At 68.1% G+C, this 14692-nt stretch carries 15 protein-coding genes; 9 read left to right on the plus strand and 6 right to left on the minus strand.

From position 1 onward, the window contains the following. The first annotated feature begins 95 nt into the window (after positions 1-95). From ACZ5IK_RS38390 to ACZ5IK_RS38400, 3 genes are all read left to right on the plus strand, one after another. Entirely contained in the window at positions 96-917 is an 822-nt protein-coding gene (locus ACZ5IK_RS38390) for a DUF4097 family beta strand repeat-containing protein (RefSeq protein WP_465492162.1), read from the plus strand. Between the two features lie 266 nt (positions 918-1183). Then, a complete protein-coding gene (locus tag ACZ5IK_RS38395) occupies positions 1184-1699 on the plus strand; it encodes a DUF222 domain-containing protein (protein ID WP_465492163.1) in 516 nt (171 codons plus the stop codon). Beyond that, positions 1696-2208, plus strand: a complete 513-nt coding sequence (locus tag ACZ5IK_RS38400) for a DUF222 domain-containing protein (RefSeq protein WP_465492198.1) — start codon at positions 1696-1698, stop codon at positions 2206-2208. Before ACZ5IK_RS38395 ends, ACZ5IK_RS38400 begins: the two co-directional genes overlap by 4 nt. A 262-nt stretch (positions 2209-2470) precedes the next feature. Here the strand turns inward: ACZ5IK_RS38400 and pip are convergent, their stop codons facing one another. After that, complete coding sequence (gene pip, locus ACZ5IK_RS38405; protein WP_465492164.1) at positions 2471-3415, minus strand: prolyl aminopeptidase; 945 nt, start codon at positions 3413-3415, stop codon at positions 2471-2473. 134 nt (positions 3416-3549) lie between these two features. Here pip and ACZ5IK_RS38410 point away from each other — a divergent pair, with 134 nt between their 5' ends. Beyond that, a complete protein-coding gene (locus tag ACZ5IK_RS38410) occupies positions 3550-4647 on the plus strand; it encodes a carboxylate-amine ligase (RefSeq protein ID WP_465492165.1) in 1098 nt (365 codons plus the stop codon). Positions 4648-4659: 12 nt separating this feature from the next. Here the strand turns inward: ACZ5IK_RS38410 and ACZ5IK_RS38415 are convergent, their stop codons facing one another. Continuing rightward, positions 4660-5265: a response regulator transcription factor gene (locus ACZ5IK_RS38415; RefSeq protein WP_465492199.1), complete on the minus strand. Its 606-nt coding sequence runs from the start codon at positions 5263-5265 to the stop codon at positions 4660-4662. A 477-nt stretch (positions 5266-5742) separates the two neighbouring features. On the opposite strand from ACZ5IK_RS38415, the gene ACZ5IK_RS38420 reads away from it, so the two are divergent. After that, entirely contained in the window at positions 5743-6441 is a 699-nt protein-coding gene (locus ACZ5IK_RS38420; RefSeq protein WP_465492166.1) for an AraC family transcriptional regulator, read from the plus strand. Between the two features lie 60 nt (positions 6442-6501). Here ACZ5IK_RS38420 and ACZ5IK_RS38425 read toward each other — a convergent pair whose 3' ends face one another. Further along, a complete protein-coding gene (locus ACZ5IK_RS38425) occupies positions 6502-7497 on the minus strand; it encodes a DUF1702 family protein (protein WP_465492167.1) in 996 nt (331 codons plus the stop codon). Positions 7498-7944: 447 nt separating this feature from the next. On the opposite strand from ACZ5IK_RS38425, the gene ACZ5IK_RS38430 reads away from it, so the two are divergent. The 3 genes from ACZ5IK_RS38430 to ACZ5IK_RS38440 all read left to right on the plus strand — a co-directional run bounded on the left by ACZ5IK_RS38430 (position 7945) and on the right by ACZ5IK_RS38440 (position 10287). Continuing rightward, positions 7945-8550, plus strand: a complete 606-nt coding sequence (locus ACZ5IK_RS38430) for a response regulator transcription factor (protein ID WP_465492168.1) — start codon at positions 7945-7947, stop codon at positions 8548-8550. A 168-nt stretch (positions 8551-8718) separates the two neighbouring features. Continuing rightward, on the plus strand, positions 8719-9537 hold the full coding sequence (locus ACZ5IK_RS38435) for an AfsR/SARP family transcriptional regulator (RefSeq protein WP_465492169.1): 819 nt from the start codon (positions 8719-8721) through the stop codon (positions 9535-9537). Between the two features lie 63 nt (positions 9538-9600). Continuing rightward, complete coding sequence (locus tag ACZ5IK_RS38440; protein ID WP_410604097.1) at positions 9601-10287, plus strand: winged helix-turn-helix transcriptional regulator; 687 nt, start codon at positions 9601-9603, stop codon at positions 10285-10287. 62 nt (positions 10288-10349) lie between these two features. Here the strand turns inward: ACZ5IK_RS38440 and ACZ5IK_RS38445 are convergent, their stop codons facing one another. Further along, positions 10350-10970 (minus strand): L-threonylcarbamoyladenylate synthase, encoded by a 621-nt coding sequence (locus tag ACZ5IK_RS38445; protein ID WP_101605888.1) that lies wholly within the window; start codon positions 10968-10970, stop codon positions 10350-10352. A 285-nt stretch (positions 10971-11255) separates the two neighbouring features. Here ACZ5IK_RS38445 and ACZ5IK_RS38450 point away from each other — a divergent pair, with 285 nt between their 5' ends. Next, positions 11256-13568, plus strand: coding sequence for a sensor histidine kinase (locus tag ACZ5IK_RS38450; RefSeq protein WP_465492170.1), 2313 nt, complete (start codon positions 11256-11258; stop codon positions 13566-13568). On the opposite strand, the gene ACZ5IK_RS38455 is transcribed toward ACZ5IK_RS38450, so the two are convergent. Further along, complete coding sequence (locus tag ACZ5IK_RS38455; protein ID WP_410604095.1) at positions 13565-14173, minus strand: response regulator transcription factor; 609 nt, start codon at positions 14171-14173, stop codon at positions 13565-13567. The two genes, ACZ5IK_RS38450 and ACZ5IK_RS38455, sit on opposite strands and share 4 nt — an antisense overlap. Positions 14174-14412: 239 nt before the next feature. Continuing rightward, on the minus strand, positions 14413-14604 hold the full coding sequence (locus tag ACZ5IK_RS38460) for a hypothetical protein (RefSeq protein WP_465492171.1): 192 nt from the start codon (positions 14602-14604) through the stop codon (positions 14413-14415). Positions 14605-14692 lie beyond the last annotated feature (88 nt).

The following is a 14692-nucleotide window of genomic DNA, read 5'->3' on the forward strand; positions in this document are numbered from 1 at the left end:
CCACGGGTGTCAGCGGCGTGGCGGTCCGGTGTCAGACCGGTCGGAGATCGTTGCCTCACCAGCAAGAGAGCACCACCACCGAGGGAGTTTCCACCATGTCTGTTTTCACCACTCCGGAACCGATCACCGCCACGCTGACCACCGCGGGTGCCCGGGTGCGCCTCGTCGCGAGCGAGCGTGCGGACACGGTGGTGCGCGTCGAGCCGATCGACGCCGCGAGCAAGTCGGACGTGAAGGTCGCCGAGAAGACCAAGGTCGGCTTCATCGACGGGGAGCTGTCGATCGAGACCAAGAAGGCGGGCGGCAAGGAAGGTTCGGTCGCGATCACGATCGAACTGCCCGCCGGATCGCGGCTGGCACTGAACACCGCGTGGTCGGACATCCGCGCCGAAGGGTTGTTCGGCGACTGCGTGCTTGAGGTGGGGTCGGGCCGCATCCAGGTGGAGCGCGTCGCGACGGTCCGGGGGAACCTGGCGGCGGGCGAGGTCGAGATCGGGCACGTCGCCGGGACCGTGGACATCGAAGGCGGTACCGCCGGAATGCGGATCGGCGAGGTCGCGGGCACCGTCAGGTACGTCGGCGCGAGCGGGAAGGTCTGGATCGGGCACGCCCGGTCCGACGTCGACCTCTCCGGCGCGAGCGGGAGCTTCGACATCGACCGCGCTGACGGCGCCGTTTCCGCGAAGGCGGCCAACTGCCCGATCAGGGTCGGACGCCTGTCTCGCGGCCAGGCCGAGCTGGTGAACGCGTCCGGGGGCATCGACGTCGGCATCGACGGGGACACCGCGTCGGTGGACGCCAAAAGCACGAAGGGCTCGGTGCGCAGCGCCTTCGCGACCGACGGCGGCGAGGGCGGGGTCAAGGTCTACGCCCGCACACGGCTCGACGACATCGTCATCCACCGCGCGGCCGCCTGAGTTCCGGCCGCGGTGGCGCCCTCGGGTGCCACCGCGGCCTAGATCCTTTGAAACAGAACACTTTCTCGCCGCTTGCGACGTACTGCGCGGCAAGTGCTCGACGGTGCGCTCGAAGGGTTCAGGAGACGCTTCGACGGCCGGGCGCCGAGGGAAGGTCTTCCGCATGGGGCACGGAAGGTTGTTCCGAAACAAGGGTCGTTTTCACCGCACGGAAATCGCAATTAGTCGACTAATTGCGAGACTCCTGGTTGGAGTGTCACATAAACGTGTGGTGGCGTGTCGATACCGCTGTGCTGCATGCCCGCAAACAGGAACTGGAAGTCCTTAAGCGTCGATTGGATGCGGAGCAGAACGCGATCCTCGCGGAAATCAATATCCGCGGGGTTCGGGGGTGTTCTGGTCATGCGACGTTGGCGGCAATGATTTTCGAGGACTTCCACGTCACGGGCAAGGAAGCCGATGCTCGTGCTGATCGGGTGCCGCCTCTCGCACCCCTGACGGCTGACGCTGCTGCGGAGGGCGCGATCGGCGGCTCGCAGATCGACGCGATCATCCGCACACTCGCCCGCATCCCGTCCACTGTCCCGGAAGAAGACGTTCGAGGCGGGGAGAAGATCCTTGTGGATCTGGCCCGGCACGCCGGGCCTCGCACGATCGCCCAAGCCGGACGAAGACTCCTGGACAAGCTCGATCCCGACGGAAAGCACCCCGCGACGAGAACCCCAAAGACACCCGGCCAGAGCTGCGGTTCGTCAAACACCGCAACGGCACCCTCGGCCTGAAAGGCACGCTCGATCTGGAGACCTACGCACGGTTGAAATCCGACCTCGACCCGATGGCCAAACCCCACAAGGCCATCGACGGAGTCCGCGACTCCCGCACCCAGGACGAACGCTACGGGGACGCCTTCACCGACTACGTCCGGTTGAAGACCACCAGCCGAAACCTTCCCAGCCAGGCAGGCGAGGCCACCCACATTTTGGTCACCATGTCGTATGAAGACTTGATCAGCGACTTGGGTGAAGCACACCTGGACCTGGTCGGACCGATCAGCGCCACCGACGCCCGCATCCTCGCCTGTGATGCCCGCGTCCGGCCCGGAGTCCTCGGCACCGCAGGCGAACCCCTCGACAACGGCCGCTCCAAACGCACCGTGTCACTCGCCCAGAAGTACGCACTCACCATCCGCAATGGCGGCTGTGCCTTCCCCGGTTGTGACATGCCGGTGCCCCGTTGCACGGCTCACCATATTGTTTTCTGGCGGCACCACGGCGAGACGAAGATCGGTTGATCCATCACAGCCAATGGAAAGTCGCCATCGCACAGGACGGCCTGCCGGAATTCACCGCACCCGCCTACCTCGACCCCGCCGGCCAACCGAGGCGCAACACCATGCACCTCAGGACATAGACCGAACGCACGGTATTCGTTGAGGGATACAGCGAAGGTGTCGTGCACGGGGGCGGGCCTGGTGACTGTGTGGATTTTGGGACGTCAGATGTCCCGAAATCCACACAGTCCCGCCTCACCCTGCCCGATCGCTCCGGCGCCACTCACGACTCGCGTGAGCAGAAGCGGTCCAGCGCCTCCAGCTTCCAGGCCCGTTTCACGTCGCTCGACCGGTGCCCCGAACCGTCGTCGATCAGCAGCTCCGCTCCGGGCCAGGCTCGGGCGAGTTCCCAGGCCGTGTCCACCGGGCAGCTCAGGTCCCGGCGCCCGTGGATCAGCACGCCGGGGATCTCCCGCAACAGACCGGCGTCGCGGATCAGCGCGCCGGGTTCCAGCCAGGCCGCATGGGAGTAGTAGTGCGTGACGAGGCGAGCGAACGCGAGCTCCCATTCGCCGATCGGACCATTGTGGACGGTCGCGCCGGGTTCCAGGGACAGCACGGTGTCCTCCCAGATACACCATGAACGGGCGGCCTCGGTCCGTACGGCCGGATCGGGATCTTCCATGAGCCGCGCGTAGGCGGCGACCAGATCTCCGGAGAGATCGCCGCGGAAGCGGGCCCATTCTTCGGGGAAGAACCGGCCGACGCCGCGATACAACCAGTCGATCTCGGTGGGCCGTGTCGTGCTGATGGCGCTGACGACGATCTCCGTGACCCGCTCCGGAAACCGTTCGGCGTAGGCGAGCGCGAGCGTCGTGCCCCACGAGCCGCCGGTGACGAGCCAGCGTTCGACGCCCAGGTGTTCCCGTAACCGTTCCATGTCGGCGACGAGATGGTCCGTCGTGTTGTACCGCAGGTCGGTCGCCGGGTCGCTCGCGTGCGGGGTGCTGCGGCCGCAGCCGCGCTGGTCGAACAGCACCGCGCGGTAGCGGGCCGGGTCGAACATCCGCCGCATCCCCGGCGTGCACCCCTGTCCGGGTCCGCCGTGGAGCACGACCGCCGGCTTCCCGGCCGGGTTCCCGCAGGTCTCCCAGTAGACGGCGTGGCCGTCACCTACATCGAGCAGTCCTTTGTCATAGGGCTCGACGGGTGGATACAACTCGATCATGAAATCAGCCTAGACCGTCCGTGAGGCACGAATCACCTTCGCCGCAACGAAGTTCAGCACACCGGCCCTTTCCTCGCCGCGCCGGAAGGGGGAGATTCATTGGTGTCGGCGAAAATCACCAGAGACGGAGCGTCATGGCGGTTGACGGCACGAACTTCACCCTTGGCGTGGAAGAAGAATTCGTCCTGCTCGACCCGCTGGACGGTTCGGTCGCGTTGCGCGCGCCGGATCTTCTCGAGCACCTCGCCCCCGAGCCGGACGTCACCGGTGAGCTGATGCGGTTCCAGATCGAGACCGCGACCGGGATCTGCCGGAGCCTCGACGAGGTGCGCTCCGAACTGAGCCGGCTGCGGCAGATCGTCGCGAAGGCGGCGGAGGCCGACGGCTGCCTGATGGTGGCGGCGGGGATCCCGCCCTGTGGCCTGCGGGAAGACGCGATCACGCCCGAACCCCGCTACCGGCGGATGGCCGAGGCGTTCCCCGAGCTGATCGACGACGCGGGGACGTGCGCCTGCCACGTGCACGTCGGCTTGCCGTCGCGGGATCTCGGCGCGCGGGTCCTCGCCGGACTGCGGCCGTGGCTCGGCCCGTTGCTGGCGCTCAGTGTCAACTCCCCGGTCGAGAACGGCACCGATTCGGGCTGGTCGAGCAGGCGCTTCCCGCTCTGGGACCGGTGGCCGACGGCGAGACCGCCCGATGAATGGCCCGGTGCGGCCGCATACGACCAGAGCATCGGGGAGGCCCTGAGGCGCGGCGCCGCGCTCGATCTGGCGGGCGTGTACTTCTACGCCCGGCTTTCCCCCAGTTACCCCACGGTCGAGGTGCGGATCGCCGACGTCTGCCTGGCCGTCGACGACGCCGTGCTCCTCGCGGCGCTGGTGCGGGGGCTGGTCGTGACCTGCGCCGGGACGACCGAGGTTCCGCGAGCCCGCAGCGCCCGCATCGGCTCGGCGCTGACGGCCGCCGCGCGCCGGGGCCTCGACGGGCCGGGCATCGACGTCTTCACCGGCAGGGAGGCCGATCAGCGCGACCTTCTCGGCGAGCTCGTCGACTTCGTCCGGCCGGCGCTCAGGGACGCCGGTGACCTCGACGACGTCGAACGGGGGTTGAACTCGCTGTTCGAGCACGGGACCGGTGCGGCCCGGCAACGCCGCTTGCTCGCGGAGGCGGCGTCCCCGGGCGAGTTCGCCGCGGATCTCGCCCTCGCCACGATGAGCGTCCCGACCCGGTGAACCGGGCGGGCGTCACAGCCAGCCGGACTCCCGCGCGATCCGCACCGCGTCGACCCGGTTGCGGGCGCTGAGCTTCGACACGATCGTCGTCAGGTAGTTCCGCACGGTCCCGGCGGACAGGAACAGCTCGGACGCGATCTCGGTCGGCTCGGAGCCGACCGACGCCATCCGGAGCACCTCGATCTCCCGCGCGGTGAGCGGGCACTCCTCGCTGTCCCACGCGGCGAGCGCCAGATCGCCGTCGACGACGCGCCGTCCGGCGGCGACCCCGCGGACCGCGTTGGCCAGCCTGTCGGCGGGCGCGTCCTTGCGCAGGAAGCCGTTGACCTTCGCGGCCAGCGCCCGCCGGAGGGTGCCGGGGCTGCCGAGCGAGGTGAGGATCAGCGTGCGCACCCCGGGCAGTTGTTCGTGCAGTTCGGCGGCCGCGGTGAGCCCGTCCTTGCCAGGCAGGTCGATGTCGATGAGCGCGATGTCGGGGCGCGAGGACTTGGCGAGCGGGAGGATCTCGTCACCGCTGGCGCATTCGGCGACGACCTCGATGTCGGCTTCCAGTCCGAGCAGCGCGACCAGGGCCCCACGGACAATGTGCATGTCCTCCGCGACCAGGACCTTGATCATCGACCCCATCTGCCTTTCGCCTGCGTCTCGCCCCACGAGCCGACAATACTATCCTCACACACCCGTCCCGCGAAATGGAAACCGACCCTTGACCGCCGCGGGGGGACGCGGTCAAGGGCCGGTTCTGTGTTGCCGCGGGAATAGGTTCTTCGGACCGCGCCAACACGGCCGGGGTGGTTCCGGCGTGAATGCGCTACCAGGAATTTTGCGGCCATCGGCCGTGGAGATCCAGTGTCGGCACCATCGGCGACATGTGGTTTTCGCATGCCCGGCCGTGCTCCCGGCTGTCCGCGGTCACCGTGAAATTTTCACGTCGCCGCACACATGAATCCATATCCGGCGGTGAATCAAGCACTTCAGGAGAAGTGGCGGCGAACACTACTGTCGAAACAGCAAAGCACGCCAGAATTTCCCGAGCGAAAGGACGGTACAATGGATGAGACTGTCCGGCGAGCCGTGGAGCGAGCCATTGGGGCCATGAACGAGAAACTGGGCGAAGAGCTCACTATCGACGACATCGCCCGCGCCGCCACGTTCAGCAAATTCCATTTCACCAGGGTGTTCCAGCAGGCCACCGGCGTCTCGCCCGGCCGGTTCCTGTCCGCGCTGCGGCTCGACGAAGCCAAACGCCTGCTGCTGGCGACCTCGATCACGGTCGCCGACATCAGCCACCGAGTGGGCTACAACAGCGTCGGCACCTTCAGCACGCGGTTCAGCAGCCGCGTCGGCCTCTCCCCCTCCGCGTACCGCCAGCAGCGCGGTTTCCAGCACCGGCTGGCAGGCGCCCCCCTTCCCGGCGCGAAGCAGGCGACCGTCCGCGGTTTCGTTTCGGCGCCGCCGGAGATCTCGCCCGGCCTCGTCTTCGCCGGCCTCTTCCCGACGCGCATCCCCGAGGGCGCGCCCGTGTGCTACACGGTCATCGACGTCCCCGGCCCCTACCAGCTGACCGATGTCCCGGAAGGCACCTGGCACCTCATCGCGCACTGCGTGACCGGGCCGCTCACCCGCCGGGGCACCGGGTACACCGGCTATCACGGCCCGATCACCGTCGAACCGGGCGTCACCGCGCGGCTGGCCGACCTGCGGGTGCGGCCCAAGCGCCTGTTCGACCCGCCGGTCCTGCTCGCGCTGCCCGATCTGCGATACCGGCCCGAACCGTTCAAGCACGCGGCCTGACCCGGTCGCCGAAAGGGGCCTTCGAGACGCGATCCGTCTCGAAGGCCCCTTTCTCGCTGTCTACGCGGACAGGCGGCCCGCCGACGGGGCGAAACCCTCGCGGATGTTCCGCCGCCAGAGTTCGTAAGCGGGCGTCCCGTCCGAGGCGTTCTCGACGACCTCGGTCGAGTCGGCCAGGTCGACGGCCTCCTCGATGCTCAGCCCGGCGAGTGCCCGCGCGGCGCGGCGCGTGTGCGGCGGGACGAACGAGGAGAACGTCCTCGCCTTCACCGCGAACACGACACCGAGGCCGAGATGGTCCTGGTGCTCCCCCGCCGCCTCGCGCAGCCTGATCAGCCCCGGCTGATCGCAGCCACCCGCGAAGGTCGCCGCCAGCCCGACCCCGCTCCACAGGTCCGGCCGGCGTTCGGCCGGGAATCGGTCGACCGCCGCGGCGACCTTCACCGGGTCGGCGCCGTTGATGAACCACAGTGCCCGCCCGATGCCCTGGTCGCAGGCGCGCGGGAAGTACGCGGGCGCGCCTGCCCAGGGGTACGGCTTGGGGACGAACTGCTCGTCGACCCACTTGCGCGTGTCGAAGTAGGCGCGGTCGAAGGCGTAGCCGTCGACGGCCAGCCAGCTCATCGTCGGGTGGAACGGGACGCCGTCGAGATCCGGCAGCACCTTGTTCCACAGCGGCCGGGGCAGCCGGGCCATCGCGAAACCGATGCCGATGTAGGTCAAGAAGACATGCGGGAGACCGGGGCCGCTCATCAGCTCGGCCGTACGGTCCTTCCGCCCGCCGGGCATGACGTCGAGGATGGTGAACGCCATCGCCGCGCCCTCGTAGGCGAACCCTCGCATCTCCGGCTCGACCATGTCCAGCCGCCGCTCGGCCTCCCACAGCGCCGGAGCTTCGATCCCCCACTCGAACCCGCACACCACCGCCTGCGGGATCGACTCCAGCCGGGCGGTCGCCGGAGTCGGCGGGATCCCGAAGCCTCGTCCCTCGAAGCCGACCGAAGCCAGCGAGGGCGCGAACAAGACCTTGCGTAGGGCACCCAGCAATGAGCTCATCATACGTCCTTTGTGGATAGTGTCGGCTTCGCGCGCGAACTCGGCTCTTGCCGAGGAGACCACGCCCCGATCGCCGCCCGCTCGACGGCCGGTCGAGGGGTTCGCACGACGTGACGGCCGATACCGCCGAACAGTCCAGCCGACGTCATTGACAATGGCGAATTCACCCGTTCGCCGAGCGAATTCACCGGTTTGGAACGTACTCAGCGGGTAATGCAAGGCACTTTTGACGGCATTTTGCCGCCTATTATCCTGACACTCGGTAATCGATCGGTAGCATTTTCAGCATCTGCGAACCTTCGGCATCGTCGCAGCTCATCAGGGTCCTGATCGCTCCGGGAGGCGGCCGGAAAACGGTGGAACTCAGATCGTGCGATTTAGATTCACTCTTCCGGGCTTGCTATGTACACTGAGAGTTATCACCTTTGGGGGATAGAGGAGGTCGGAGTGATCCGAGTCCTGTTGGCCGAGGATATGCACATGGTCCGCGGCGCCTTGGTCGCACTGCTGAACCTCGAACAGGACATCGAGGTCGTCGCGGAGGTCTGCTCCGGCGACAAGATCCTCCCGGCGGCCGAGGAGTACCTCCCGGACGTCGCGATCATCGACATCGACCTGCCCGCCAAGGACGGCCTCGCCGCCGCTTCCGAGCTCTACCACCAACTGCCGAGCGTCCGCACGCTGATCCTCACCTCGCTCGGCCGCCCGGGTACCGTGCGCCGCGCGCTCGACGCGAAGGTCAACGGCTTCCTGCTCAAGGACGCGCCCGCCGACAAACTCGCCAACGCCGTCCGCTCGGTCGCCATCGGCCGCCGTGTCATCGACAGCGAACTCGCGTTGTCGGCCTGGGAAACGGAAGATTGCCCGCTGACGCCGCGCGAGGTCGAGATCCTCCGGCTGGCCGCGAACGGGCGCACGGTCGCCGACATCGCGGCGGAACTGTTCCTGTCACCGGGAACCGTACGGAACTATCTCGCCACGGTGGTCACGAAACTCAACGCCCGCAACCGGGTCGACGCCATCCGGATCGCCACCGATTCCGACTGGCTCTGACCCGCTCGCGCGTCTTCTGTTCTGCCATAACCGGTTCCGCGCTCCAGGTCGTGACGATCGCATGTGGGGCAACGAAGAAATCTAGGTCCGCTGGGTGTCTCCGGCACTGTTCCGTGGGTTCCGCCTCTGTCACTGTCGCAGAGGGGGAGTCCGCCGAAGAGGCAGGGGATGCACGCGATGACCATCGAACCGGGAGACACGACCGCCGGGCACCGGGTGCCGGACGCGGTGCGCGCGCGACTCCTCGGCCCGGTCGAACTGCACGCCGGCGGGGTCGATCGGGCACCCACCACACCGAAGCTCCTGCAACTGCTGGCGATGCTGCTCATCCGTCCCGGCAAGACGGTCCGCGTCGACTCGCTGGTCCACGAGCTCTGGAACGACGCGCCCCCGCGCAGCGTCCGCCGGACCCTGCACACCTATGTCCACCACCTCCGCCGTCACCTCGACCCCGACGGTGACCGCGGGGAAGGTCTGCTGGTCACCAGCGCGCCCGGCTACCGGCTGGAGATCGATCCGGCCGTGGTCGACGTGTCGGAGTTCGCCCGGCTGCACCGCCTCGGCCGCGACCTGCTGACCGGAGGCGACCACGCGGCGGCCGCCCGCGCGTTCCGTACCGCGCTGGACCTGTGGTCCGGTCCCCCGCTGGCCAACATCCACTGTGGACCGACTCTGGCGGCCTACACCGTCTATCTGCTGGAGCACCGCCGCAACGCCCGTGACCTGTGGATCGAAGCCGAGATCCTCGCCGGTCAGCACCGGGAGATGCTCGGCGTGCTGCGGTCGCTGACCACCGCGGACCCGCTCGACGAGACCCTCCACGGCCAGTTGATCCGCGCGCTGGGGCTGAGCGGCCGCCGCAGCGACGCGCTGGCGGCCTACCAGCGGCTGCGGACGCGGCTCGACGAGGAACTGGGGGTGGAACCCTGCGCCGAACTGCGAGAGCTGCACCGCGAACTGCTCTCCGAGAGACACCCGATCCGCTGATCGCCGTTCCGGCGAACGAGAACCACCCCGTCACCAGAGATCCAGGAAGTTGAGGAGTCAAGCATGACCGCTCGCACCTACGGCCAGTTCTGCGGCCTCGCCCGCGCGCTCGAGATCATCGGGGAACGCTGGTCCATGCTCGTGATCCGCGACCTCGTGCTCGGCCCGAAGCGCTACGACGAGCTTCAGCAGGGCCTGCCGAAGATCCCGACGAGCATCCTTTCGACCCGGCTCAACGAACTCGAACGGCACGGCGTCGTCCAGCGCCGGGTGCTCTCGCAGCTCGACGCCGGGGTGGTCTACGAGCTGACCGAGTACGGCAACGACCTCGACCAGATCCTGCTGCAGCTGGGCCTGTGGGGCGCCCGTTCGCTCACCGACCCGGCGGCGGACGACCTGTTCACCCTGGACGCGGCCATCCTGTCGCTGTACACGACGTTCCAGCCGGACGCGGCCCGCGGCGTCCAGTGCTCGTTCGAGCTGCATTACGGCGACCAGATGATCGTCCACGCGGTGGTCGAGGACGGCGCGATGACGGCGGGCGAGGGCCCGCATCCGGATCCGGACATCGTCATCGAGCCGCGCGGCCCGGTCATGCTCAAGCTGCTGAACGGCGAGCTGGCCGCGGCGAACGCGCTCACCTGCGGCGCGGTGGCCGTCAAGGGCGATCCGGCGCGGCTGGAGCTGTTCACGCGGCTGTTCCACATCCCCTCGGCCCCCTCGAAGGCCGAAGGGCTCGTCACGCACTGAAGACGGCCTCGCGATTCGGCATCTGCTTGCGATCCTCTAGCAGGAGCAGGTGCCGAATCGCGTCATTCGAAGCGGGTGGTGTCGCCGGCGCCACGCCGGACGATCTCCGGCTCCCCCGACGAGAAGTCGATGACCGTGGTGGGCTCGACCCCGCACTCGCCGGAGTCGATCACCGCGTCCACCACGTGCTCGAGCCGCTCCTTGATGTCCCAGCCCTGGGTCATCGGCTCCTCCTGGTCCGGCAGCAGCAGCGTGCTCGACAGCAGCGGTTCGCCGAGCTCGCCCAGCAGTGCCTGTGTGACCACGTGGTCCGGGATGCGCACGCCGACCGTCTTCTTCTTGGCGTGCAGCAGACGGCGCGGAACCTCCTTCGTGGCCGGGAGGATGAACGTGTAACTGCCCGGAGTGGACGCTTTGACCGCGCGGAAGACCGCGTTGTCCACGTGCACGAACTGGCCCAGTTGGGCGAAATCCTGGCAGACCAGGGTGAAATGGTGGCGGTCGTCCAGCTTGCGGATGCTCCGGATGCGGTCGATGCCCTGTTTGTTCCCCAGCTGGCAGCCGAGGGCGAAGCAGGAGTCCGTCGGATACGCGATGAGACCGTCTTCGCGCAGGATGTCGACGACCTGTCCGATCGCGCGCCGTTGCGGATTTTCCGGATGTACGTCGAAATACCTGGCCATGCGCAGAGCTTAGGGCCACCGGTGCCGCCGCGCCGCGAGAGCCCGTCCCGGCGTGGTGCGAACGACCGACACCCGCGAGGGTGAGTGGCGGGGTTTTCCTGTCTCCGGGCGGGAAAACGTCACCTGCCGGACAGGTATCCCTTATCCTCGACGACCAATGCGGGTAACACGCATGGGATAGGATCCGAATATACCGCAATGGAGGGTGGTGCGACGCCCGGACCCAACCGTCGCGAGGGCGAAGCACAACCGAAAGAGTCGTCTTCTGTTACCACTGGGGTGCCTGTGCCGGACCAGCTCGCGGTGACCGCCGAACCAGCGGGGCTCGACCGGCGGCCCCGGCGAGCGCTGTTCCTCGCCGGACTGATCATCACGGTCGTCTTCGTCAACTCGTGCCTCTTCGGTCTCCTCGCGGTCCTGCTCCAGCCTGGCGTGGACTTCTGGCAGGGCGTGCTGGCGGTGCTGTACGTCGGGCCCGTACTGGCGATCCAGCTGCTGTACTTCTCCCGTCCGGCGGTCCGCCTGGACACCCGCCTGGCCAAGGGCGTGCTGGTCGTCCAGGCCTGCCTCGCCTACCTGCCGACCCTGCACTTCGACGCCGCGCTGACCTCGCTGACCACCCTCGCGGCGGGTAGCGCGCTGCTGCTTTTCCGGCCGCGGACGGGCTGGACGGTGTTCACCGTCTTCATGGCGGCCACGACGTGGATCCTGTGGGCCTACGACGACACCTGGCTCGGAGCGCTGTTCGACAGCATCACCGCGATCTTCTACGCGCTGGTCGTGTACTTGCTGACGTGGCTCGCGCGGCTGGTGACCGAACTGCACCAGGCCAGGACCGAACTGGCTCGGCGTGCCGTGGCCGAGCAGCGGCTGGCCTTCGCGAGGGACCTGCACGACCTGCTCGGGCTCAGCCTTTCCGCGATCGCGCTCAAGGGCGAACTGGTGCACCGGCTGCTGCGCAAGTCGCTGGACCGGGCACGCGAAGAACTCGCCGAGATCACCGGGATCGCCCAGCGGACGCTGTCCGACGTGCGATCGGTGGCCAGGGGCTACCGGGAGCTGTCGCTCGACAAGGAATCACGGACCGCGGTCTCGCTGCTCTCGGCGTCGAACGTCGCGGTGCGGGTCGATCTCGAGCAGGTCGAGCTGCCGGTGAAGCTGCGCACCCTGCTGGCGAAGGTGCTGCGGGAGGGTGTGACGAACGTGCTCCGCTACACCGGCGTCGAGCACTGCTCGATCACCGTGCGCGAGAACGAAGGCCGGGTCGCGCTGGAGATCGTCCACGACGGAACGGCGCACGAGGACGTCCCGGAGGAAACGGCCGAGAGCCTGCGTGAGGTCACCGCGGAGGTCTCCAGGCACGGCGGCACGCTGAGCGCGGGCCCCGAAGCGGCGGGCAAGTGGCGGCTGCACGCCGAACTCCCGGTACCCGACCAGGTCGAACCCGCCGACACGGCGCTGGATCAGGGGCCGGGCCACTGGTCCGTGATCGACGCCAGGAACGTCCAATGGACGCTGACGGTGGTCTTCATCCTCTTCGGCCTCTCCGCGATGACCCGGGCCTTCATGCTGACCGACGACGGCTGGTACATCGCGCTCATCGCCGGCTACCTCACCGCGCTGATCACGCTGCAACTGTCCTATTTCGCCCGCCCGAACGTCCGGCTGCGCTCGCGGCAGAGTCTCGCGCTGCTGTTCGTCCAGGCCTGCCTGATCTTCCTGCCGCTGATCCCGCTCGGGCACGCCTGGGTGAGCCTGCCCAGCCTGTTCGCCGGCACCGCCTTGCTGGTGCTGCCGCCGCTGGCGGGGTGGACGGCGTTCGCCGCGACCGCCGTCGGCGTGGTGCTGATCCGGATCGGGTACGGCACCGACTTCATCGGCGGCTTCTACAGCTTCGCGTCCATCCTGAACACCGGGCTGATGGTGTTCGGCCTCATCTGGCTGCTCCGGCTGGTGACCGAACTCGGCGAGACCAGGAAACGCCTCGCCGAGGTCGCGGTCGCGGAGGAGCGGCTGCGGTTCGCCCGCGACCTGCACGACCTGCTCGGCATGAGCCTGTCCGCGATCGCGCTGAAGAGCGAGCTGACCAGCCGGATCATGGACATCGACACGAACAGGGCCTCCGACGAACTGCTGGAGATCCTCGGTCTGACCCGGCAGGCGCTGGCCGACGTCCGGTCGGTCGCGAGCGGCTACCGGGAACTGTCGCTGGATCAGGAGTCCCGGTCGGCGCAGGCGGTACTGGTGGCCGCCGACGTCCAGGTGCGGCTGGAGATCGAGCACGAGGGCGTGCCGGCGACGGTGCGCACGGTGCTGGCCGTGGTGCTGCGCGAGGGCGTGACGAATGTGTTGCGGCACAGCAAGGTCGAACGCTGTGAGATCGCCGTGCGGCGGATCGGCGACGGTGTCGCGCTGGACATCGTCAACGACGGCGTCCAGAACGGGCGGCCGCCGAGGGCGGACGAACCGGTGCGGGTCGAGGCCCCGGGCAGTGGCATCACGAACATGTCCGACCGCGTCGCCGGGCTCGGCGGCGAACTGACCGCCGGTGTCGAACCCGACGGGCGGTTCCGGCTGCGCGCCGTGGTCCCGGTTTAGATCCAGCCCGCTTCTTTGGCGATGCGGATCGCGTCGACCCGGTTGCGCGCGTTGAGCTTCGAAACGATGGTGGTCAGGTAGTTCCGGACGGTTCCGGTGGAGAGAAAGGCCTTCGCCGCGACCTCCAGGGTGTCGCGGCCTTCCGCGGTCAGCCGCAGGACGTCGATCTGGCGCGGGGTCAGCGGGCAGTCCGCGGTGTCCCAGGCGGCGAGCGCCAGATCGCCGTCGACCATCCGCCGTCCGGCCGCCACGCCGCGGACGGCGTTGGCGAGTTTCTCCGCCGGGGCGTCCTTCAGCATGAAGCCGTTCACTTTGGCCGCCAAGGCCCGGCGGAGCGTGCCCGGTCTGCCGAGGCTGGTCAAGATGAGCGTCCTGACCTCGGGAAGCTGCTCGTGCAGTTCGGTCGCCGCGGTGAGTCCGTCCTTGCCGGGGAGATCGATGTCGATGATGGCGACCTGGGCGCGAGAAGTCCGCGCGGCGGGGAGGATCTCATCGCCGGACGCCACTTCCGACACCACTTCGATGTCCGGCTCCAATCGCAGCAGCGCCACGAGCGCACCTCTGACGATGTGCATGTCTTCGGCCACCAGAACCCTGATCACCATCGCACCGCCCCCCACGCACCGCCCCCGTGCCCACAAGATAAACACGCCCGGGCAGAACGCGTTCCACCGTTCGAGTGGTGAGTCCGGCGGGGCCACCGCGGTGGCCCGCCGACAAAAGCGTTATGAGGCCACAAATCCTGTAGCCGGTCGGTGACTTTCCGCCGTCACCGCCGGGAATCCGGCACGCGAACCGGCCGCCTCTCGCGTCCGGATGCGAGAGGCGGCCGTCAAGAATGCACTCAACTCGCCTCGGCCATGGGCGGAGCCGTACAACAGGCGCCGGTGAAACAGTCGAAAACCTGACCACCCGGCCGGTTGGTCCAGTTGTCGAACCGGTCGATCACCAGGTCGACCTGATCCCCGGCGGCGCCGGTGTCGATTCCCTTGACGGCGAAGAGCGAACGGACGTTGTCGAGCACAGCGTTCTGCATCGCATGTCTCCCAGGCGTTTCAGTGGTTTCCTTCGATGAGGAAATCCTGCTGCCAGGGGTGGGTGCGCAACCAGTGCCAGGCATCATC

Source organism: Amycolatopsis sp. NPDC031561 (assembly GCF_055580625.1).